Origin of the sequence: Cupriavidus sp. D39, assembly GCF_026627925.1 — a bacterium.
GTDB lineage: Bacteria > Pseudomonadota > Gammaproteobacteria > Burkholderiales > Burkholderiaceae > Cupriavidus > Cupriavidus ulmosensis.
Map to the genome: position 1 here is coordinate 1 of NZ_JAPNLE010000001.1, position 21043 is coordinate 21043.

At 62.6% G+C, this 21043-nt stretch carries 22 protein-coding genes and 2 pseudogenes; 8 read left to right on the plus strand and 16 right to left on the minus strand.

Annotated features, from left to right (window positions below):
- From OMK73_RS00005 to OMK73_RS00030, 6 genes and pseudogenes are all read right to left on the minus strand, one after another.
- Window positions 1-199: pseudogene (locus OMK73_RS00005) on the minus strand (hypothetical protein); the annotation flags it as partial.
- Window positions 196-1164 carry a phage Gp37/Gp68 family protein gene (locus OMK73_RS00010; protein WP_267600154.1) on the minus strand — a complete coding sequence of 323 codons (969 nt, stop codon included), beginning with the start codon at window positions 1162-1164 and terminating at the stop codon, window positions 196-198. The pseudogene OMK73_RS00005 and the gene OMK73_RS00010, both read right to left, overlap by 4 nt.
- 369 nt (window positions 1165-1533) lie before the next feature.
- Entirely contained in the window at window positions 1534-1830 is a 297-nt protein-coding gene (locus OMK73_RS00015) for a hypothetical protein (RefSeq protein ID WP_267600155.1), read from the minus strand.
- Between the two features lie 4 nt (window positions 1831-1834).
- The gene (locus OMK73_RS00020; RefSeq protein ID WP_267600156.1) at window positions 1835-3046 is read right to left on the minus strand and encodes a DUF1173 family protein; all 1212 of its coding nucleotides are present in this window, start codon (window positions 3044-3046) and stop codon (window positions 1835-1837) included.
- Window positions 3047-3049: 3 nt separating this feature from the next.
- Complete coding sequence (locus OMK73_RS00025; protein WP_267600157.1) at window positions 3050-3355, minus strand: 3'-5' exonuclease; 306 nt, start codon at window positions 3353-3355, stop codon at window positions 3050-3052.
- The gene (locus tag OMK73_RS00030; protein WP_267600158.1) at window positions 3355-3801 is read right to left on the minus strand and encodes a hypothetical protein; all 447 of its coding nucleotides are present in this window, start codon (window positions 3799-3801) and stop codon (window positions 3355-3357) included. Before OMK73_RS00030 ends, OMK73_RS00025 begins: the two co-directional genes overlap by 1 nt.
- Window positions 3802-3921: 120 nt before the next feature.
- On the opposite strand from OMK73_RS00030, the gene OMK73_RS00035 reads away from it, so the two are divergent.
- From OMK73_RS00035 to OMK73_RS00045, 3 genes are all read left to right on the plus strand, one after another.
- Window positions 3922-4437 (plus strand): hypothetical protein, encoded by a 516-nt coding sequence (locus tag OMK73_RS00035; RefSeq protein WP_267600159.1) that lies wholly within the window; start codon window positions 3922-3924, stop codon window positions 4435-4437.
- A gap of 328 nt (window positions 4438-4765) precedes the next feature.
- A complete protein-coding gene (locus OMK73_RS00040) occupies window positions 4766-5074 on the plus strand; it encodes a hypothetical protein (RefSeq protein WP_267600160.1) in 309 nt (102 codons plus the stop codon).
- A 69-nt stretch (window positions 5075-5143) separates the two neighbouring features.
- The gene (locus tag OMK73_RS00045) at window positions 5144-5359 is read left to right on the plus strand and encodes a hypothetical protein (RefSeq protein WP_267600161.1); all 216 of its coding nucleotides are present in this window, start codon (window positions 5144-5146) and stop codon (window positions 5357-5359) included.
- Window positions 5360-6328: 969 nt separating this feature from the next.
- Here the strand turns inward: OMK73_RS00045 and OMK73_RS00050 are convergent.
- The 10 genes and pseudogenes from OMK73_RS00050 to OMK73_RS00095 form a co-directional block, all read right to left on the minus strand.
- Window positions 6329-6547 (minus strand): hypothetical protein, encoded by a 219-nt coding sequence (locus OMK73_RS00050; protein ID WP_267600162.1) that lies wholly within the window; start codon window positions 6545-6547, stop codon window positions 6329-6331.
- Entirely contained in the window at window positions 6547-7308 is a 762-nt protein-coding gene (gene istB / locus OMK73_RS00055; protein ID WP_267600163.1) for an IS21-like element helper ATPase IstB, read from the minus strand. Before istB ends, OMK73_RS00050 begins: the two co-directional genes overlap by 1 nt.
- Window positions 7295-7618 (minus strand): hypothetical protein, encoded by a 324-nt coding sequence (locus OMK73_RS00060; RefSeq protein WP_267600164.1) that lies wholly within the window; start codon window positions 7616-7618, stop codon window positions 7295-7297. Before OMK73_RS00060 ends, istB begins: the two co-directional genes overlap by 14 nt.
- A 141-nt stretch (window positions 7619-7759) precedes the next feature.
- Window positions 7760-7810: pseudogene (locus tag OMK73_RS38600) on the minus strand (hypothetical protein); the annotation flags it as partial.
- Between the two features lie 191 nt (window positions 7811-8001).
- The gene (locus OMK73_RS00070) at window positions 8002-8364 is read right to left on the minus strand and encodes a hypothetical protein (RefSeq protein ID WP_267600166.1); all 363 of its coding nucleotides are present in this window, start codon (window positions 8362-8364) and stop codon (window positions 8002-8004) included.
- Window positions 8361-10244: an integrase gene (locus tag OMK73_RS00075; RefSeq protein WP_267600167.1), complete on the minus strand. Its 1884-nt coding sequence runs from the start codon at window positions 10242-10244 to the stop codon at window positions 8361-8363. Before OMK73_RS00075 ends, OMK73_RS00070 begins: the two co-directional genes overlap by 4 nt.
- Complete coding sequence (locus OMK73_RS00080; protein WP_267600168.1) at window positions 10241-12121, minus strand: integrase; 1881 nt, start codon at window positions 12119-12121, stop codon at window positions 10241-10243. Before OMK73_RS00080 ends, OMK73_RS00075 begins: the two co-directional genes overlap by 4 nt.
- The gene (locus OMK73_RS00085) at window positions 12118-13566 is read right to left on the minus strand and encodes a site-specific integrase (protein ID WP_267600169.1); all 1449 of its coding nucleotides are present in this window, start codon (window positions 13564-13566) and stop codon (window positions 12118-12120) included. The genes OMK73_RS00080 and OMK73_RS00085 overlap by 4 nt, the downstream gene beginning before the upstream one ends.
- 38 nt (window positions 13567-13604) lie before the next feature.
- Complete coding sequence (gene istA / locus OMK73_RS00090) at window positions 13605-14624, minus strand: IS21 family transposase (RefSeq protein WP_267600170.1); 1020 nt, start codon at window positions 14622-14624, stop codon at window positions 13605-13607.
- Window positions 14621-15049, minus strand: a complete 429-nt coding sequence (locus OMK73_RS00095; RefSeq protein WP_267600171.1) for a hypothetical protein — start codon at window positions 15047-15049, stop codon at window positions 14621-14623. Before OMK73_RS00095 ends, istA begins: the two co-directional genes overlap by 4 nt.
- A 410-nt stretch (window positions 15050-15459) precedes the next feature.
- Here OMK73_RS00095 and OMK73_RS00100 point away from each other — a divergent pair, with 410 nt between their 5' ends.
- The 5 genes from OMK73_RS00100 (at window position 15460) to OMK73_RS00120 (ending at window position 20728) form a co-directional block, all read left to right on the plus strand.
- Window positions 15460-15975 carry a hypothetical protein gene (locus OMK73_RS00100; protein WP_267600172.1) on the plus strand — a complete coding sequence of 172 codons (516 nt, stop codon included), beginning with the start codon at window positions 15460-15462 and terminating at the stop codon, window positions 15973-15975.
- A gap of 65 nt (window positions 15976-16040) precedes the next feature.
- Window positions 16041-16814 (plus strand): hypothetical protein, encoded by a 774-nt coding sequence (locus OMK73_RS00105; protein ID WP_267600173.1) that lies wholly within the window; start codon window positions 16041-16043, stop codon window positions 16812-16814.
- Window positions 16815-16822: 8 nt separating this feature from the next.
- Window positions 16823-17104 (plus strand): hypothetical protein, encoded by a 282-nt coding sequence (locus OMK73_RS00110; protein ID WP_267600174.1) that lies wholly within the window; start codon window positions 16823-16825, stop codon window positions 17102-17104.
- Window positions 17105-17324: 220 nt separating this feature from the next.
- Window positions 17325-20438, plus strand: a complete 3114-nt coding sequence (locus OMK73_RS00115) for a DEAD/DEAH box helicase (RefSeq protein WP_267600679.1) — start codon at window positions 17325-17327, stop codon at window positions 20436-20438.
- Window positions 20435-20728 carry a hypothetical protein gene (locus OMK73_RS00120; protein ID WP_267600175.1) on the plus strand — a complete coding sequence of 98 codons (294 nt, stop codon included), beginning with the start codon at window positions 20435-20437 and terminating at the stop codon, window positions 20726-20728. Before OMK73_RS00115 ends, OMK73_RS00120 begins: the two co-directional genes overlap by 4 nt.
- Window positions 20729-21043 lie beyond the last annotated feature (315 nt).

Genomic DNA, 21043 nt, shown 5'->3' on the forward strand with positions numbered 1-21043 from the left:
CCTGGGCGGCCTTCCGCTGAAAGCCGGAGACGAGCTGGGCGTCCTGGGCCGCAGCTTGTCCGACATGCCAGAATTCATTGAGCCAATGGCCGGCTGGACCCTGAGGGCCGCCCCGCATGCCCAACTGAATGGCACCGCGGATGGCCAGAATGGTCGCGATGCTTGCCTCGTCGGTAAAGTCGTTTGTATTGCTAATCATTGCGGCGGGTGGGAAGGGTGACCGGTTGGCTGGAGCCCTCGGCATTGCTCGGTCATTTGTTGTCGAAAGATTGGAAAGGCGTCATGCAATTGGCCATCGAGGTGCCGCCCGGCTACCGTCCTTCCGACCATCTTCATGAGCGCGGCGGCGCATGAGTGGAGCTCGCCCTGAGAGTCGCTTGCATAAACCATCCGTCCAGGCTCCGTCGGCACCTCATTCAGAGGCAGCCATTCGCCGTGTTGCTTAAACAGGAACGGAACGCCGGCTTCACGGCATTGGTCACGGAGGTCGCGGGGCCAAATGGGATGCATCGGCCGTGCGTTGGGGCCGCTCTCTCCGCCGACGACGACCCAGTCGACCTGTTCGGAGCCCACGCGCCGCGGCGGTTGGGTCTCAAAGGGATCGCTACGCAACCAGATAGGATTCAGCGAGATCCTGCTGAGAAGCGGCTCGACGCTGAGCCAATGGATCGCCGCAGGCACGCTCAACAGCTTTGGCACGTCGCGATCGGCCTCGGCCTGGTTGCAGACGGTGGCGCCGAGCCACACATTGCGCCAGCCGGCGCCCCAATCCGGGGGCAGCATCGACGGGGCATTGCCAATGCGCTTCGTTAGCAACAGCCAGTCGAGCGATGGCGTGGCGCGGATCAGCTCAAACAGATCCTGGCGCCACTGGGGGTCAACGGCATTGTCGAACACATCGGCTAGGCTTGCGCAGAATACGCGGCGGCGGCGGTTGTGTGCCGTTTCGAACTCGGCGCGGCGCGCATGCCAACGCAGCGGCTGTCCCCAGTTTGCCGCGGTCGTGCGTCTGCGCTCTGCCGTTGGTCCCCAGGATATCCCCAAGGCGCGGGCGGGTGTCGAGACTTCCGCGTAGCAATGGTCGCAGGCCTGGCTGACCTTGGTGCAGCCCATCCACGGGTTAAAGGTGCTGTCGCACCAAGCGATGGCAGTTTGCTCAGCCATTGGACGATTGTCGTTGGGAAGTGTCTTCGGGGGCTGCCGTCTCCGTCTTCTGTTCAAGGACGTGTGCCGTGTGACGGGCGTAGGTGGCCACGGATCGCCAATAGGATGCCATCGGTCCCTTCCGCCGGCGACACGCCTGCTCTGCCTCCGTGTTGGCCTGATCTCGTAGCTGGCGAAACACCAATGCAATCGCGCGCCGTTGTTCGAGCGGGAGGCGGCGAAGGCTATCAGCTGCAGGCAATTGGAATAGCGGATTGATATAGCCCATTCGTGCGTTCAGAGTTTTGTCGTCCAAAAGCGTAACGCGCGAGTGTCGATGTCAAGTTTCATCGACCCGGGGCGCTAGGCCATGCGAGGCGGCAAGCGCAGTTAATGCTGCGTTGTCCAGAAGCCGTTCGTGAGACGCGGACAGTGCTTGTCTGGCGAAGGCGCGCAATGCGTCGAGTTCCTGGCGATTGCCGGCGGCGTGTAGGTGTACACGCCGCCTGGAAGCCGTTGAATCACGCCGGTCTCGTTGGCTATGGCCTGCAAAAGCGCTTCGGCTGTCAGCGGGTCGACGGCTAGCCGGCGTTGCAGCAGCGGGATCGATCCGGCGCGATTGGCTTGTACGATGGCCAGGGCCTCGGCGATTAGCGGGTCTGAGAGGACTTGAGCTTCTTTCGGCATGGTCCTATTGGGCAGTTGGTGGCAGGACTAGCGACGCCAGAGGCTGTACCGACGGCGTCCACTCGATGCAGGCGATGCCTTCCCGCCGATAGTAGGCACGCTTCTCAGCCTGGCGCGCGTCGTAGGCCGCGTTGCCGGACATGCCAAGCACCTCGATCACCACGGGCGAGGCGCAGTCGTTCAGGACGAAGTCCGGGTGAACGGCTTTCCGGTCGACGTGTCGTACCGGCTTCTCGAATGCCCGGCCGTGGGAAATAAGGTGATCAGCCATCTCGACCTCGAACGACGAGTCACAGGGGAGGAAATCGCGGTTCGCGAGCAAGGCAGCCATGTCGACGACGCTACGGTTTCCGCTCGCGGTCAGTTCCACGGCGAGGACCGCGATCGCGCGACGTTCGGGTTGGCCAATTGCTGATACAGCGGGCGAATAGGATTCGCACAGCTTGGCGTACAGGGACTTGGACATATAGTAGACATTCCTGCTCTGGCGCAGGATCAGCTGGTATCCAAACTTGCTCGGGCCAATGCTGTCGATTTCGCCGATGACGATGCCGCGTGGCGTTGTCGTTGGCGTCGGTGCGAGTCGCGCCTGGAACGCCGCAAGGTCGGCCAGGATCTGGTCCTTGCGATCTGGATGCCACGGCTGCATGACGTGCAGTACCGTCTCGTCGGCGTTGCCATTGATGCGGCAACCGTCCAGTTCAGTCGTGAGCTGCGACCAGCAGGCGCTCCAGTTGCGCCGACCCGAGCCAGGCCAAACATTGAGGCCGGCGCGCTCCCAGGCATACTCAAGAAACGCCAGAAGGCCAGCGCTACGGCGCTGCGCGCGGGAAGCCCTTGGCGAGGATGCTTCGCTCTTCGGTCGAGCCGGGGACTTCGAGCTGAGGACCATGGAGAGGTCGAGGCGGATGTCGTGGATACCAGCTTCCTGCCGAAAGGCATCGAGGGAGGTGCCGGCCTTCCCGCTCTGCCCCTGCTTGCGATGGAACGGGCATGCCTTGTCGTGGAGATGGGCCTCATCGGGCCAGCGCGCGAGCAGGAAGATGTCCCGGTGGCGGCGGATCACGACCCGCGGCCGCGGCCGGCCGGCGGTGCAGCCGCACTCTGCATAGCCCGGCCGGATCTTGGCCACTTCAAGGACGCGCGAATAGCGCCCCGGGTGCTCCTGTACATCGCCGAGGTCATGTTCCTCGGCGCCAATTCGGATTTGGGGCATGGTTCAGACTCCTGCGTCGAGAAAGACGCGTTGTATGTCGCGATGCACATCGGATGTGTCCAGCAACTGCTTAGCCCGGGTCGCGCCGACGTAGAACAGACGCTTATCTTCCGCGGGCATGGTCAGCTTGGCGTCATCGCCTTGGCGGAAGCGGAAGTCTCCGGCGAGGCGGACGCGGTTCCATTCCAGAGCGTCGGCCGCAAGGCGCAGGGTCGATGTCCTTCCTGCGCCGGCGTAGGCCTTCGCCTTGATCGGTTTGCCAGTTCGGACTGCCTCTACGACGGCATGCTGCTCATCAGTCGACCTCATCACGCCAGCCTCATCGGCGTTTGGATATGAGGGGCGGGGCGCCTATCCACAATTGCCTGATACGCAGTTCGCGCCGCGGCGCTCCTGCGTTCCCCTTCGCCGGTCACGCTTTCGACAACATAGATAAAGTACGTCGGCGAGGTCGGGCCAACCCAGGCCTCCCACCGCGCGCGGATCACGGCGCGGACTGTCTCAGGTTGCGCGAAGTACATCCTGCGGCCGTGCCGCCAATGTCTTGCGTCCAATTCCCGCATGGTGCGCTCCATACTGTCTGCCCTTCTTTGGCGGCGGGTGATCTCCTCCGTTGCATCGTGCTGCTCAGCCTGGATGTGCTCGCAAAAAAGCGGATACCGCGCTTGCTCCTTCTGCTGCTTGCGGGCGAACGCAGCCTGTTGGCGCTGGTTAAAGTCGATGGGTTGGTAACGTTCGCGGCGGGTAAATCGCATGGTGTCGGAGTATTGTTGGGTAGTTCTAGCCTACCGGCCCGCCAGCGATGTCAAGGTGGGCGCAGCTTTCCAGAGAGCATTTTGGCCCGAGACTGGGTGGCGTCAGCCTTGGAAAGCTGTATGATTTCGCGTCGCTTTTACGGTAATGCCGCTGCTTCCATGAGAGAGGTTTCGCTCGGCCCGCGTCCCGCCTCGGAGCGGGAGATGGTCCCGCCTGGGGGCGAGAACTATCAGGCCCTGACCACGATTGATGCCTTCGCCTTCCGGCGTATGTTGGACCGCGTGTTCTGGCATCCCGAACCGGAGGTGCTGAGGTTTGAGGTGCGGGCGAACCCGTCCCCCGTGGGTAGCATCTATGACGTGGTTGCCCTGGTGTCGGACGCCGGGGTGGCCTGGTTCAACAGGGAGCTGATCCCTGGTCGTTGGGACTACGTTGCATTCTCGGAAATCGGCTGGGGAATGGCGAAGTTGTACCGGCAAGAGGCCATCGATGCCGGCCGAACCCACGAGGATGATGGCTCCGCCGTCGGCGGCGGGCCGATGCCGGATTTCTCGCATCTGCAGGATCCGGCTGAGCGCGAGCGGTATCGATGGGCCGTCATCAACCACCTGCGCATACAAGGACGTCGCGGCTAGGCCGGGTCTTCCACCGTTGGCGGCTTTGCGGTATTCTCTCGGCAATTCTCGCGTCTCAGACGCATCGACCCCGCCATCTCCACGATGGCTAGCACAAACTGCCCGGCCCACGCCGGCAGTCTTCACCCTCTCGGGACTCACGTCCCGGATGGGCGTGTTCCCTTTTCGGAGCATTCCCATGCAATTCGTTTCCCAACAGGCATCACAGCCGTCGCGTATTGCTGGCGCCCACGCTGGCTCCTGCGATCGTGCTCGACACGCTGCTATCGAAAACACCCGCCGGTTCGTGCTGTCCAAGCTCGCCTTGGACCGAAGGCCTGTCGGTGCCGTGGTGCTGCGCAAGAGCTTCCAGGTGTCCGAAGCCGGACGCCTGACTTCGACAAGTGTCCAGACCATGGATGCCGCGCTCAACGCGGTGAAGGCTTTCGCTGAAAGCTGCGACATGGATGACCTCGCGGCTGAGCTTCTCCCGCTCAATCTGTACGGCTGCATGGGAAGACGGGCGGTGCCGCTGCCGGGTCTCGAGCTAGCGTTCTTTAAAGGCTGGTGCGAGTTCCGCTTCGATACCGAGCTCGGCAACAAGCTGCTTGCATTCGTCGAGAAGCATGGCGGCCAATTCTTGATGGACCACTACTGATTCGTCTCTCCTCTTTCCACCCCGTGGGGCTTGCCCCCATGGGCGACGCTCCCTCCACGCGGAGCCAACATGATCTTTTCCACGCGTTTCGCCGCCCGTGTTCTTGTCGCGCTGATGCAGGACCTGCTCTCGGTCCTGTACTGCCTGATGACGACGCAGGACGACGCTGTTCTGTTGCAGCAAATGCTGTCGTGCGGCGCGATAGGCGCGCTGCTTCTGGTTGGCTGTCTGCTTAGGGCGCTCGCTACGCTGGACGCCGGCAATAGCCAGATCGGCCAGGCGTAAGGCCGGTCGTTCGCACTCTCACCCACTGGGGAACGCCCCCAGTGGGGCTTCCCGGACCATACTTCTTGGAAGCCACAATGAACCTTTTCCCCATCCGAATCGAAGTCGGGCCCGTCCCTGCCGAAGAGGCGTGCGCTCAGGTCCGAGATCCAGACTACATGGCGCGCTCGCGCAGCGAGACCGCCGTGTACGTACGGCAGTTGCAACGGATCTTCGGCTTTCCGCCACCGGAGCAACTGTCGTTCCAACGCCAGGGCTTTTCCCACGACTTCGGACGGCATTACGAGGTCGTCGCCTGCATGAACTCGCGGGGCGCAAAGCGCTTCGACGAAGCGATGCTGCCAACGAACTGGGACCATATCGCCCGCGCGGAACTCACTTGGTCACTGCTGAGCCGGCGTTACCGCGAGGAATACTGGGCCGGCATGCGCGGACCGGATGAGGTACCTCCCTGTATCTCGGTGCTGTACCCGACTTCCCCGACCATCCCGTCGCGTACTGGATGGCGCTGGGCTGGACACCAACGGCGGCAGCGCCGGTGCTTGGTCACCACTGAACCAGAACCACGTTATCGACCCGTCCGGGGGCGCTCCCGGAGGGGGCGTTTCCGGCTTTTCACTTACAAAGCCATGTACAACGCAATCGTTTCCAAGTTCATCGATGCCCAGAAGGCTGCCGAGGCCGCCTATCAAGCCGCTGTCGACTTTGAGAGGGCGCAACTGCCGGGGTTGGAGTCGCACCTCTACAGTGCGGAAGTTCGTAGCGGTTACTCCACAGCGCGGGAGCTTGCCGCGTTCTGCGAGCACGTCGCGGGGCGCATCCTAATGCGGGCCAGCAAGGAGTTCGCGCCTCCGGGGGCGTCCCTTGTTAGCGGCGGTGTAAAACCGCGCATAAACGGCGGCGCAAGGTTGAGTAAAAGCGTCAACAACACCAGGCGGCCAGTGACCGCCGCCGGGCGAGTCGGATGGTTCAGAAGAGATTGTCGAGGATATCTTCTGGATCGTCAGGAGGCGCTCGCTGCGCGCGAATCAGGTCATGCAACTCGGTGGAGTAGCGCATCCAGATTCGCGCGCGCAGATCGCTGAGCAGTTCGAAGACGGCGAGTGCCTGCTCGGGCGTCCAGTCCCCGTCTATCAAGAAGTCGAGCCCGCGGACGATACCCGAGGGCAGGTGTGCGAGGCTTTTCATTACTTTTTCTCCATACGGGCGGTATGGCGTCTTTTGGCGCGCAGTTCGGCCCGTTCCCGCGCTTCCTTGACCCGATAGGACTCACCCTCGATGGCAATGACTTCGGCGCGATGCACCAGCCGGTCGACCAGCGAGACGACGCAGGCGGCATTGGGGAACACCTCCGACCATTCGGCGAACGGCCGGTTCGTCGTGACCACCGTACTGGTGGCCCCATACCGGCGGCTGACGAGTTCGAACAGCAGGTCGGCGTGGCGGTTCGAGTAGGACAGGTAGCCGACTTCGTCAATGACCAGCACGTCCGGGGTTGCATAGCGGTGCAGGCGTCGGCGCAGGGCCGAGTCGCTGTCGAGCGCGGCCAGTTCGCCGAGCATCTGGCCGGCGGTGGTGAACAACGCGGTATGACCGTGCACCAGCGCCTGATAGGCCAGATTCAGCGCCAGCGTCGACTTGCCGACGCCGTTCGGGCCGATCAGCACGACGTTGGCTTTATCCTTGAGGAACTCGAGCGACATCAGTTCCTCAACGGTGGCCCGGTCGCAGCGCGATGGCCAGGTCCAATCGAAGTCGCACAGTGACTTGAAGTTGCCCAGACGGGCATCCCGGATGCGTCGCTCCAGCGAGCGACGGGCACGCTCTTCTTCTTCCCACTGCAGCAGCGGCGCGACCCATGGCTCGGTCGCAACCTCCGGCCAGTGCGCCAGCAGTCCAACCAGGCGCAAGGCGTTCGCCCGGGCTTGCAGATTCTCAGGCGTGGTCATCGGCCTCTCCCGTGAGTTGGTCATAGATGTCGAGCCGGTGGGGTGTCACCGGTCTGTCCTTGTGCCGGACGTGCTCGGGCAGATTGACGAGCACTGGCGGAGGCGCGTGTCGCGCCTCGCGCCGGCGTTCCAGCGCCAGACGCACTGGGTTCTGGTGTGGTGCGGCATCGCTCGCGAGCGTTTCGTCGATTGCTGCTTGCAGTTCGGCAGCGCCATAACGGTCCAGCAGCCGCAGCAGGTGGGTGGTGATATTGCCCAGATTGCCGCCCCGTTCAGCGGCACGCAGCATCAGCGCCTGGCTGGCCGGCACGGCTCTGGTGAGATGGTCGAGGCCGCGATGGTGGCGGGCTTCGCGTTTGCGCGCAACGAGGGCGTCAATGTGGGCGGCAATCTCGATCTGCGCGCCGCGATCGTAACTGCGCCCATGGGTGGCGAGCAGATCGGCACCATCGAGAATGCGTACCTGCCGGGGATCGGCCCGTACCGTGAGTGTGCGCTGCACATGGGTGTGCGGGATCGAGTTACGCGCAAGAGAGAAAAATGGACATCAGCCAGAGCCTTGAAAATACTGGAATCAGCAGGCTGCCTGGTGTCCATAAAGTCAGCAGAAAAAATGGACACAACGACCGTCGGAATGTCCATCTTCAGTCGCAAGTTTCGCAGCTGATTTCGAGCGAAGATGCCCGCCGCAATCTAGCGCGGCTGCAAGGGCAGGACGCTACCGCCACGCAGCGCGGCCAGTTCCTTGCGCAGGCGGAACACCTGATGCAGCAGAGCAAGTTCACGAGCCAGCGATTCGTCAAGCTGTGCCTGCAGATCCTTCGCGTCGCCCTTTGCGCGGTTCAGACGCTCGGTGAGCTCGAGCTTCGGGCGCCCGGCCACTGCGTTGGCCGCGTCGATCGCTGCGATCAGTTCGGTGAACTGTGGGCGCGACTTCTTGATGCTGCCCTTCTTGCGGCCCGCCTCGATCGCCACGGTGTCGTTGTTGATACGCGCACCCTTGCGGTTCTTCAGCCGCTCAAGGGCGGCATAGTAGTCGGTCATGGCGCCGCTCATGCTGCCTCCGGTTTGATCAGTTTCTCCTGCGCGTCAAGCAGTCGTTGAAGCACCTGCGCCTCGATCCGGTATTCGACGCTCGTCTCATCGACCGCGCGCAGCTTCGCGACCGTAACCTGCTGCGCGTTGATCACGCGCCGAAGCTTCGATGGCACGACCACGAGGTTACGGCAGTCCGATTCAAGGCAATCCAGACGCATCCAGTCGAGCGGCGTCGACTTGCACTGCTCGACACTGGCGCAGCCGCCCAGCACCGTCTCGCGGTACGCCAGCTCGCCCTTCACGAACATCCTCACCGTCTGCTCGCGTGAGTAGACCGACACAGGCGAGGCCTGCACGGCACGGCTCTGCGTCCACGCTGCGTGGCCGCCGAACAGCCGCTCGTCAGAGAACAGCACCTGCTCGGCGTATGCAAGGTACTCGGACAGGCCCTGTGCCCCGGCCCATTCCTTCGCGAAGTGGGTCTTGTCGGCGTCGATGAAGCCCTTAGCGAATGCCGAGCCACGAGCGTAGTACATGCTCATCTCCTGCGTGACGTGCTGCAACTGACGTTTGAGCGTCGGCAGCGTCACGAGTCCGCTCCGATGGGCGTAGAGGGCCAGGGTACGGCGAAGCTGATGGCGCGTGAACGGCCACTGCTGCCCGACCGCGTACTTCGGCTCGTCTTCCCACGCGCGGTGCATGTCGACACGCTTCAGTTCAGCGATGTCCTCGACCGTGATTGTCGGGAAGACGCGCTCACGAAAGGCTTCGATATCGTTATGAACGGTACTCGCCGCCCGGTTTGCTACGTACCCCAAACGCAGCCCCATCCGGCAGAACAGCAGGTGCGAACCGTCCGTCGATTCGGCGTAGCCCTGCGCGCAGTGCGCACGGTGTGCCTCGCCCGACAGCCGTTGCGCGAGCCTGACGGCACGGGCAGCGAGCTGGCTGGTCACCCAGCATGCGCGCCTGGAACGACCGCCCGACAGCTTGGTCGTGATGCCCTCGATCGTGTAGTGCGTCACGCCATCCAGACGGGTCTCGCTCAGGCAGTTGTACGGCAGGTTCTCCGCTTCTGCCGCACGCATGCCGGTGAACGACAGGATGACAAGCTGGCATAGCCCGCCGATCGCCGCTACAAGAAACGACACAACGTAAGGGGAGTCCTTGCACCCGAAGTGCAAAGCAGTCCTCGCCAGTTCCACAGAGACGCCCGGCCTCTCTCCAGCGTACCTGCGTGCGAGGTAGTCCGACAGCATGTCAGCGACGCCCTCTGCGATGCTGAGGTCATGCTCACAGGCCGACAGGAAGTGCTGGTAGATCCGCGTCGGGATGACAGGGTGTTGTGAGTATCCAGCACGTTGCGCGAAGCGCTCGAGCAGAGGCTTGTGCAGTTGGCCCAGTGGTACGCGCAGCCCTGTGGTCCCGACGCCCAGACGGTGAAGCTTTACCAGAATCGAATGAAGGATCTGGGCCTTCGTCTCCATCCCGGTTTGCGCCGCATAGTCCAGAACAACAGCGACAGTGGACAGGCCCTCGTAGAGCGTAAGCTGACGTGCGGCGGCAAAGAACGCGAACGCCCTCAGGTGATTTGAACGAGCGTGTAGCGTACCGGACGCCGGGACCGTATCGGTAACTTCGTGCATCAGAAAGTACATCACCTGCTTCCACTGACGCGTAGTCGCCTCTGAAAGGGCGCGACTCGCGCCGTCAGGCAGGTGTCCCCTGAAATGGATGTGGGTGCGACGCAGTCCGATCGTATATGCCTGGATGTCCCAGGCGTCGTCACCAAACAGCGAAACCGCGTTTCCAGCCTTGTCGCGCGTGACGACCGTATCATCCTCGACCCGATACCAGTCGGGGCACTCAGCGATCGGTGAGATCAGCGTGTTGTTCATGCCACTCCCAATTCGTAAAGCTGGTCGAGCTTCGTCGACCAGAAAGCGTCCAGGTTCCCCTCAATATCAACGTCCTGCTCGATCTGATTGACCAGCGCGGCGTCGCGCTTACGCAGTTCATCCAGCAGGAAGTCAACGCGGCGCAGCACCGCGCCGAACGAGCTGTCGTACTGCTCGACCGATCCAGCACGCCCACTCACGAGCCTGATGCAGTGACGGCAGCCCAGCAGCTTGCGGATGTCGGTGGCGTCGGCGTGCACGCGGTACTGGTCGCAGAAGAGGCACCCTTCGGTCGAGCGGCAGTCAGGCTGCACGGTGACCGAGTCCGCGATCGGTGCAGGCTTGTGGAACCCGATGCAGATGCCCACCGCGCCCCTGATGCTGCCAGCTGGGTCGTCGCCGGGCTTCAGCACGGTCTTCTCGACCGAAGCGAGGAACGCGCCCATCTCAGCCTTGTGCGCGGCATCCGTACCGTTGGAGTACGAGCGCAGCGCCGTGACCAGCGAGTGCCCCATCAGCGTGGCTGCGACGACAGGGCCGTGGTTGCTCACCGCCCAATCCTGTTTCACCGCACGCCATTGACGTGCGCTAATGCGTGGCAGCACGATCCCGAACGTGTCGAGTCGACGGTAAAGCTGAACCAGAAACTGGGGTGAGAGACCCACTGGCTGTCGTCTCTGTGCAGAACACCCGACTACCATGAACAGTCCGTCGTAGTCTGCGTCCTGCACCAGATACTCGCGCAATGCCAGATACGCCTTGAGCTTCGGCATGAAGCCCAGCGAGACGGTGAACGTAACGTCCCTACCGCCTGCACGGTACTTGACCTCACGAAACTTCTGACGTGCAACCGACGCATCCTGCAGGCTCGCGGCAAACTCCGGGCTCCACCTCATGGCCAGCAGTTGTGCGGGGTTGACGCCCGTTTCGGCCAGAAACAGCGCGGCAAAGCAAAAGACCGCCATCGAAGCATGTGAGCGACGGATCGGTGACTGCGCGTCCTCGTTCGCCGCCGCAAAATGTTTAGCCGCACGCGTCGCGATGTCCCCCGAACGCTTAAAAGGGTTTTTAGCGCCAGCCTCCGCCATGCGCATCGTGAGTTCTTCCCGGGTGCGCGGCTCTCCCGTTTCCAGATTCCAGCCGGCCAGGCCGTGCGAGCCGTCGCCTTCGCGACGATGGTGTCTGTACGGAACAAGGCAAAGACTCTCACCTCGCGCGGTAGTCACGTGCACCGGGTACGGCTTGAAGTCGAGCACCAGCGTGCTGATGCCGCTGAAGAGCGCGTCAGCCCACGCGAGCAGGGCGGCTTGTGCCCCGGCGTCAGGCACAGCCGTCGGCACAGAAGCATCCAGTTGACGGCGTAGCACCTTCTCATCGGCGCAGAAGTCGTCGTTTCGAAATAACTCACGTAGCATCGACAACAGATAACGCTGATTGGTGCCGACGGAATTGCGCTTCAGGTTGCCCAGCGAGACCTGTTCGCGCTTCTCACGGAAGTAGCGATGAACGGCCTCCGCCGTAGCCTTCTCGTGACAAAGCGTCTGATGCAAGCCCTGCCTGTCGGCCCAGTTGACGAACTCAAGCACGACGCGCAAATACATGGAGATCGTCTCCGGGCGCCTCGTGCCAAGGGTCATACGCCCGGAAATCTGGGTCACCAGCAGGCGCACGACCCTGGCGCGTTCGCTGCTGAAGCTTGAGTGCTCGAAAGTGTGTCGCGTGCGCTGCGGACTTGACGTGTCACGCGTCAGATAGCAGATCTGACCGATATCGGAACGGCTGTTGGTGCCTTCCCACTTGAGCAGCGCGCGCTCGGGGTGCAGCAGTGTTGTGCCCTCCGCGAGCGGCATGTGCACTTCCTCGTACTGGCGACTCATGCTGCCACCGCCGTGTCGAGGGTGCGCGCAACCAGCGTCGACAGATGCGCGCCCCAGCCGTCCTGTACCGCGTCGAACAGCTTGCAATTCTCGCGGTAAGCGAGGTAGCGCTCGGTCGTAGACGGTTGTACGTGCCACATCAACTGCCGCAACTGATCGAGCGCCCGCGTGTACTTCGTCTCATTCGCTGTCATCGTGTCGACCATGTTCAGCCCGAAGGTGGCGCGCAGGTCGTGGAAGCTGAACTCGTACCTGGGGTTGCCAAGCTGCACGCGCATCACGGGCAACAGTTCGTCCCTGATGAACTGGCGCACGGCCTGCCCGGTCTTGACATGGCGGCGTACCTGCGGGCCAGCGCTGAGCGGGGCACGCGACGCGCGATCCTCGTAGAGTGGCGCACCGCGATGGCTCAAAAAGAGCGGCTGGTCGGGATGATCGCCGCCGTCTGCCAGCTGGCGACGCTTGCGAGCACGATCGCTGTGCACGTAGATGTACAGCCGCTCGTACAAACCGCGCGGCAAGTGCAACACGCCCTTGACTCCGCCCTTCGTGTCGATGCCCGTACCCGGCCCGCAGGCGAGGCGGATGTCGTCGCCGTGATACCCGCCAGGCTTGCGCATCACGTGTTTCGCTCGCACGGTCAGTACCGTCTGGATACGAGCGCCTGTCAACAGCGCGAACAGATGAACGAGCGTCATCTCGGTGTTGCCGAGTGCGGCTAACGATTGGAGCAGCACCGACTGCTCGCAAGAGGACAGTGGGCGCAGGCGACCGCCGTCCTGAATGTGATCGTCCCACGGGTCTTCGGCGCGCCGACCACTGATCGACAGGTCGGTAGTCTTGACCTCGACCGCGCGGCTGAAGCCCTTCTGGTCCTTGAACTCGATGAAACGGCCAGATTCGACCCACGGCGCGTTTGCGGGCCTGAAGCCTGCTTCGGCCATGAGCCAGCGATAGAAACGCACCACGGCACCCATACGACGCCTGGCAACGCCCGGAGACAGTTCGCCTGCCTGCACAGCCAGCCTGATCGAGGCGCTGTAGCGGTAGGTGGGCCGTTGCCGTTTGTTCGCGGGGAACATCAGCCAGTCGACGTCCTCGTCATCGAGATAACGACGGAACGCCACCAGGTCGTCTGCGATGCTGGCGAACGTCAGCATGTTTGGCGACGACTTCGACTCCATCATATCAATGAGCCAGACGTTTGCCTCAGCCCACGGCGCGCCGTCAGCGAGCCGGACAACGGGAAAGAGAGGGAAAGTGCCTGCGATCCACTGCGGGCGGGCGTCGCGTCGCCTGCCGGTGTCAGGGTCTGCGAGTGGGACCGTGTGATAGATAGTGCCGCCCTCGGAGGCGGTGATGCTGACCGGCGTCGCACCGGGTGTGTCGCGGTCAACGACCTCGGTCAGCGGCAGTTGCCGGATGGTCGTTCGTCTTGCTGTCATCGTGCAGATCCTCTGCTGTGTTTGTGCGGGTGTCCGCTTTAACACAGCCTGCGAGTATCCGGAAATCGTTCTTCACTTGCGCATATCGTGTAGTCGTTCAGGTCGAAGCGCACGTACGGCGTCTTGCCGACCTTCACGGCCAGTTGCAGTTCGCACGGGTACGGATTCTCCGGCAACGCGAGCAGACTGGACTGTTCGCGGGCGAAGGCTTCGCGCACACTGATCGTGGGCTCTTCCCGGCAGGGGCGATCGGCGGCGGCACCTGCGCACCAGAGCGCAGCCTGAGCGTTGAGATCGTCGAGATCGACGAATTTGCGCGCGGCAAAGAAGCTATCCCGTACAAACCTGATTGCTCTTTCGACGCGCCCCTTCTCGTTGCCCCGAGCGACGGCCACGGGGCGGGGCTCGTAGCGATGATGCGCAGCAAACGCGAGCAGCGTCGGGTGGAAGCGGATCGCATCCCCTTGGCGCTCAAGGACTGCGCTCTTCAGGTTGTCGTAGAGCAGGACCCTGGGCAAGCCGGACCAGGCTTCGAAGGCCCCGGCATGGCCGGCCAGGAAGCTGTCCATACGGGCATCGAGGAAGAAGCGCAGATAGATCTGCCGCGACCAGGACAGCACCATCACGAAGGCCATCAGCGGCCGGCGAGCGCGGCCGATCTGCAGATGACCGAAGTGAGCCCAGTCGACCTGCCCCTGTTCGCCGGGCAGCGTACGCAGCCGCAGATAGGCCTCGGGAACGGAACGCGGCCGGTGCCGCGAGATCAGGTGCCGGAAGTGGTGGGCATTGCCCCGGTAGCCACGTTCGGTGACCATCGCATACAGGCGGCTAGCCGTAAGCGATGGAAACTTCTTCAGCGTCTCATGGATGAACGGCAGGTAAGCATCGATTTGCGAGGGCCGCAGCACGGCACCGATCCGGGGCAATCCGGCCTGGGCCAGCACGCGTTGGACAGTGCCGCGGTGCACATGCAGTTGGCGCGCGATGGTGCCGGCGCGCCACTTCTCGACATGGTAGTAGCGCAGGATTTGCGCTTCGAGTTCGGGTCCAATGGTCATGGGTCGCATCCTGTCGTAGGAACTTCAAGGAAGACCCGACGGCGCAATGGCCCAAGGCGTACGAAGCCAGAACAGACGCCGTGGCAGAAGTGGCAATGTTCAGGAACCCGTGCGGCAGAAGCGGATGTCGATGCATTGGCCGGCGTCGTCGAAGTCAGCGGCAGTAGAGCATTGGCGGCTGGCACCACGGAACCGTGATGCGTCACTTTCTTCTGGCGGTTGCGATAGCGGCGCATCCGCTCGGCATGCGCAAAGCGGCCTTGACGGCTGCGCTGGTAGCGCCGGCCAGCCTCGCTCAGGCTGGCCTGGCGTGACACCTCGGAGCAGTCGCCGTCGCAATAGATTTGGCCGCGGTCGCAACGGCGGCAAACGATGACCTGCGCCCGGCAGCGAGCGCACACAAAGAGGCGGCCCGTGGCCAGCATCGGCAATCCCTGTCAATGCCGAAACGGTATCGACGGGGCGGGCGGGCCATGCCATACTGGACCGGCACCCGTGCCCCGTGCGCGCGTGGGGCTCGACATCGGGGTGAACCTGGCAGTTTGTGCCGGTGTCGGGCCTGTTTCTTCGGCGGTAAGCTGTTCTTCTACCGCATCCCGACTTCTGCGTCATCCCTTCACGAAGCGAGCCATACCGGGAGCGTCTGCACTCGCCCTCCGGGCTCCTTCCGACGCTCCCGGTACCGCCCCTCAATGCCGTCGGCAACAAACACTAATCAGCTCCACAGAACGGGAATCGTTTCGCCTTTCTGATCACGCCGCCGTCTAGTGTCGGATTTGGACCGCCGTTCACATCCCTGAAGCTCGACGCGTCCGAGGAGCGCAAGCGGGCCGGATTGGACATCGGTCGCACTCTTGACCGCGGCACCATTCCCGACCTCGATGCCTACTGGGAATCCCTTCGTCGTGAGTATGACGCTGGCGGGGGCGCCATGGCGGCCTACCAGCAAGCGGCGCAGACGATGATTCGCTGCTTTGGCTTAGCCCGAAAGACGGAGGTTCAGCGAACGGCGTCAGCGGTCGTGCTTCGTAAGGGCGCCACCTCTGAGGCAGCGCCCGGTGGCCGCGGCACACGCCGGCTTGCCTACTACAGCTACGAGCACACAGCCCAGTGCCTTCAGGCACTGGCCACGTTCGCAGGGACGGTCGGCAATGACCTGCTGATCCGGCAGCTGAGCGCGATCAATGTGTATCAGATCGAGTACAACTACCGCGAGAAGAGGCAAATGTCGGGGCTTGATCTCGTCTTTTTCAAGGACCAGTGGGAGTTCCGTTTGTCGCACCAGCTTGCCGACGAGCTGATGCTCTTCATTGGCGAGCACGGCGCGGCCTTCATGGCCGAGCGCGATTAACCATTTCGATCCATTCACCCTCGGGGGCATCCCGATGGGGTGCTCCCAAGTCTCGGAGCACCATCATGTACAACATCGTTGCAAACGCTTTCAAGGCGGCTCAAGAGAGCGGCCGCCAGGCCTACCAGCTTGCGCACAACATTGAACTATCCCAGCTACCGGAAAGCGAACTGGACGCGGTCAAAGTGCCGCTGCCCCAGGAGCGCGAACGCGAGCTGTTCGGGTTCTACAAGCGGCTGGTGACCAAGATGGTGGCCAGGGCGTCCGAGCGGTTCGCGCCACCGGAAGCGCCGCTTGCAATTGACGAAACCCGTCTGTTGCTGGACGGAAGAAACAACGTTTGGGATCTGATCGAGATGGGCCGCGAGCCCGATCTGGATGTTCTCTGGGGTCTGCTGGTGCAGGTCTATTCCCAGGAGGGAACGAAGCTTGCCTACAGGCAAGCGGCGATGGTGTTGGTGAACGCCTTCGGCGCTCACGAGACACTACCGATAAAGCGTACCCGCGCAGTGGCAATCGTTCGTGCGGACCTGCTGTCTGAGGTGGTCGACACCGAAACGCACGCGCGCCGGCTCGCACTGGCCGCAGCGCATGAGGCAGGGCGCCTGTTCCAGTCGCTTGCGGCAGCTGCTGAGATCGGTGGGCACAAGGCGACGGCAATGGGTCTGCGGCAGTTCCAACTGTCACAGAGCTTCGTCACGCCGCAGCGCCGCACGTTCCCTGAGGTTGATGTCACGCAATTCAACACGCGTTGGGAATTTCGTTTGTCCCACTGCCTGTGGGATTCCCTCTCTGGCTTTATGCGAGAGCACCTGCGCACTACCACGGAAGTGGAGTGAGAGCCGCCATGCAAAAGACGTTTCGAGACAAGGAAGGCAACCTCGTTGAGGTTGTTTCGGTCGAAGTCGCCCCGCATGCTGGTGGCATATCCCGCACCCTCACAAGGGTCGCCTTCTCAGAGCAGTTTGTGCCGGCGGAGGACCGCGTCTATCGGCAGGTCCAGGTGACTCTCGAAGAGCCGGCCGATCTTTCCTTGCTGGCTTATTGGAACGGCACGCGCTGGCACGGCTGGCCGGTTCCTGAGCTTGCCCTTGTCGAGCATCCGGCAGCTTGCCCAGCGCTTGCCTGATGTTGTCGAGGTAGACGACTCGGGGGCGGCGCGGGTGCGAGACGGGGAGGAAGTCATCCCGGTCGCGACCACGGAGATTGAAGTCGACGGTCACAAGATCCACACCTACTGCATCGATTGGTGGTGCTGGGAGCTGGCAACAGCCACCTGAGCACATTTGCGCATTGTCCATTCCATTTGCCCCGTCATCGAGCGGGGCATTTTCCTTTCTGGAGTTCTCATGAACCATTGGTACGACCCTCTGCGCGGACTTGTGAGCCTTGGCTCGCAGGCCGGCAAGATCGCAAATATGGGCGAGCTGCACGCCGCAAGGCAGCAGCATCTGTCCCAGTTCTTTACCCCCGACACGATCGCACGCTTGATGTGGTCCGTCGTGGCTGACTGGGCGCCGAATCGCAAGGTGGCGATCCTCGACAACTCAGTCGGCTCTGGCCGTCTTGTGCAGTTCTCCGATCCTGCGCGACACGTTGTCTTCGGTGTTGACGTGCATGCACCGACGATTGAAGCGGTGCAGGGTGCTTTCGAGGCCGCGGGATTTGAAGGGAGCTTTCGGCATGCAGGGATGGAAGACATCCATCCGACGCGGTTCGACGTGGCCCTGATCAACCCGCCGTTCTCGATTCACCTGGAGTCCCCTCACCTGAAACCCTATGGGCTGACGCATTGGGGACGGTTTGGGCCGCACACCAGCGCAGTCAGTCACGAGTATGCGCTCCAGCAGGCTCTGGATGCTGCACAGGTTGTCGTGGCGTTGCTCCCTATGAGCTTCATCGAACGCACCCTAGCGGCGGAGCTGCACAGCTGGACAGATCCTGCAGTCGACATGCTCTCGCGGCTGGTCGGCGTGTTCGAGCTACCGGCTAATGCCTTCCGAGAGGAGGGCGCAGAAGTGCGCACGGGGATCGCTGTGTTTGGACGGTATCGCAGCCACGGCAAGAAGGTGGTTAGGGATGAAGTGAAGTGCCTGAACGCCGGATTGCCATCCCTGGATCTGAATTGGGACGATCGCAAGTACGGTGATCCGCGCCTGAATCATCAGCTGCTGGATGAGGATGGCCCCGCAATTACTAGGGCAGTCACCTCGCAGAAACGGGTACGCATCGGCCACGACGGCAGACGCATCGTGCTGGGCTTTGAATGCGGCTTCACCGAGGCTATGGTCTTGAACAGGATCTTCGAACGGCGGATCGTAGCCCTGGACGGGCAACGTCTTCCCAAGGGTTTCCGGTACGCCGGGCAAGCCAGGCTCGATCTCGAAACGTACATGGTGCAGGCTGACCCGATGGCCGCGTTCGATGGATTGCTGCGCTTGATTCGCAGCGCTGGCGGTGAGCCTGTTCTGGCACAAGGCTTCTTGGCGCACTTCGGTGCCCGTCTGCGGCGCAGCCTGCGTCAGGCCACGCCACTTCGCCATATTGCCTGGATCGCGGGTTCGGCGTCTGCCGAGACCCTGGAAGGGGTAGCACGCAAAACCTTCTGCGTCGATCGCACTCGCTGGGGCAGCCCGGTGGTGAAAGCGGGAGAAACGCTGAGCTTTGCCCGTACCGACGGCGGTCGTTATACCTATGAGCGGGCGGGGGAGAGCTATACCGTATCCCTTGACGAGCTGAACGCCCTGGCGCTGGTCCAGAACCAGTCCGAGGGGTGGGAAGCTGTACACGAGGGGCTTCGCACTCGGTATCCGGAGATGGCGGCCGCCCTGCACGCACGGGCCCGTGCGCTGGGCATTGATCGTTGGTTGGACTGGGAGTTCCAGCAGGATGACCTGGTCGAGCTGTTGCTCAAGCCTCTGGGAACGGTCGTGGCCTGGGAGCAAGGTTGCGGCAAGTCCCGGTTGGCGGTGGCACTGATTCTGCTGTCGGGGGTTCGGCACGGCCTGATCGTGGTCGAATCTCGGCTCATCAGCGAACTGCAAAAGGAGTTTGCCAAGCTGGATTTGCCATGCGAGGCGGTGCACATCATCAACGGACCGGAGGACCTGGGCACGTTAAGCCGCATCAACCTGATCTCCTATGAGCGCTTGCGCATGGTGGTAGACCGACGGCAGTCCTTGCGGGCTACCTACGCCCATCGTCTACGCCGGCGGATTGGATTGCTGGTGGCGGACGAAGGTGAGCGGTTGGCCAATCCCATGAGCGACCAGAGCCGCGCGCTATGGCAACTGTCCGCTCGCCGGCGATACGTTCTCACCGGCAGTCCGATTCCGAACTATCCGCGCGATGTGTTCGGCTTGATCGCGTTCACTGGTGGAGACGGTACCGCGGCGCAGCCTTACGGCTATCGGCGCGGGTATCTGCAATCCAACTGGCTAGCGACGGTTCAGCATGCGGTGCGCGGAATCGAACAGTTCCGAAACGACTTCGTTGTGCTCGAGTGGGTCACCTGGCAGTTTGCGGAGAGCCTGCAGGACGGGGCGAAGCGGGAGGTGCCCAAGATCGGCAATTTGCCGCTGTATCGCCAGATGCTGGCGCCGCACGTGAAGCGACGGCTGGTCTGCGAACCGGAAGTGGCTCGGTACATCCAGATCGACGACCCGGTTTCAGAGGTCATTGAGACTGAGTGGGATCCCGGCCATCTTGCGGTGTACATGAAGGCGGCCGACGAGTTCGCCGATTGGTATCGGAAGGTCCGCGGGGATGGGAAGGCAAACAACTTGCTGACCATCTTGGCCAGGATCCGCGCCGTGCACTTCGCTGCCAACTATCCGCAACACGGCCTGGAGGGCGTGGAGCGGCTGCATCAGCTGACCAGCAAGCAACGGGCGGTAATCGACCGCATGGAGGCAATCGCGGCAGAGGGCAAGAAGGCCATCCTCTTTGCTGAGAACCCCGGCGTGATCCGGCTGATCGCCAGCGAGCTGGACAAGCGTGGCGTGGAGACGGTGCCGTTCCACGGTGATATCCCCATCATCAAGCGCGTGGCCGACAAGGACAAGCGTTTTGTTGGTGGCGGCGCGACGGGCTTGCTTTGCACCAAGGCTTCCGGTCGTGCGGGCTACAACCTGCCGATGGCCGACTACGTGCTTTTCTATGACCGCTCTTGGACCTGGCGCATCGAGTACCAGGCGATGCGCCGCGCGTTGCGTTGGGACCGCAAGGGCGTGCTCAAGGTGCTGTATTTCCATCTCCCGGGCAGCATCGACGTCTACCAGGACCAGATGGTTGCACACAAGCGCGACGCGATGCAGGCCGGGCTGGACTGGGCTACGCCAGAGCTGGAAGACGCGTCGTTCCTGCACATGGACACCGTGTTGGACGCGTTTGTTGATGACTTGGCGCTCCTGCGCGGCCAAAAGCCGCACGATCTGCGCAAACTATTGAAGGAGGCAGCATGAAGGTAGACGACTGCAAGGTGAGCCTTGGCGACGGCATGGTGACGGTGAAGCGCAAAGGCACCCAGCGCCTGGTGATCGCCAACGTGCTCGGCACAATCGAGGCGGATGGCGTTGAGGTGATTTGCCTCGACCGCCTGGTCCACAGCCATTTTGAGGATGAAATGGACGGGTGGAGGGTGGCGGGGGCGGTTACCACGCTGCTGTCCAGGCCACTCGGGCCTTTCCCCCGAAAGCTCGCTGAATTCGTGAGCTTTCTGGGCCACCACCGGCTCAATCCGGCCGTAAGCTAGTTCTGTAGCCCGACCCGCTACTTGACCCAAAGCTAATGATGTCCTCAGCCCTCCTTCGTGGAGGGCTTTTTTTACAGGGGGACGGGAGAGTCAATGCATGCCCGGGGCGGTATGCACCTGGATTTGTTTCAAGAGTCGCCCAAAAAACTAGCCCCTCAGCAGCGCTCTCAGGCGAGCAACATTGCGGTTCGGCATCTGTATGGCTGAGCCGTTCGAGCGACAGGCGGCCAATACGGACTGCCTTACGCAGGTGGGTAGCGGTAGCCGACAACATCGAGCGCGGCGCTCGAGGGCATCTACTACTGACCGGCAATG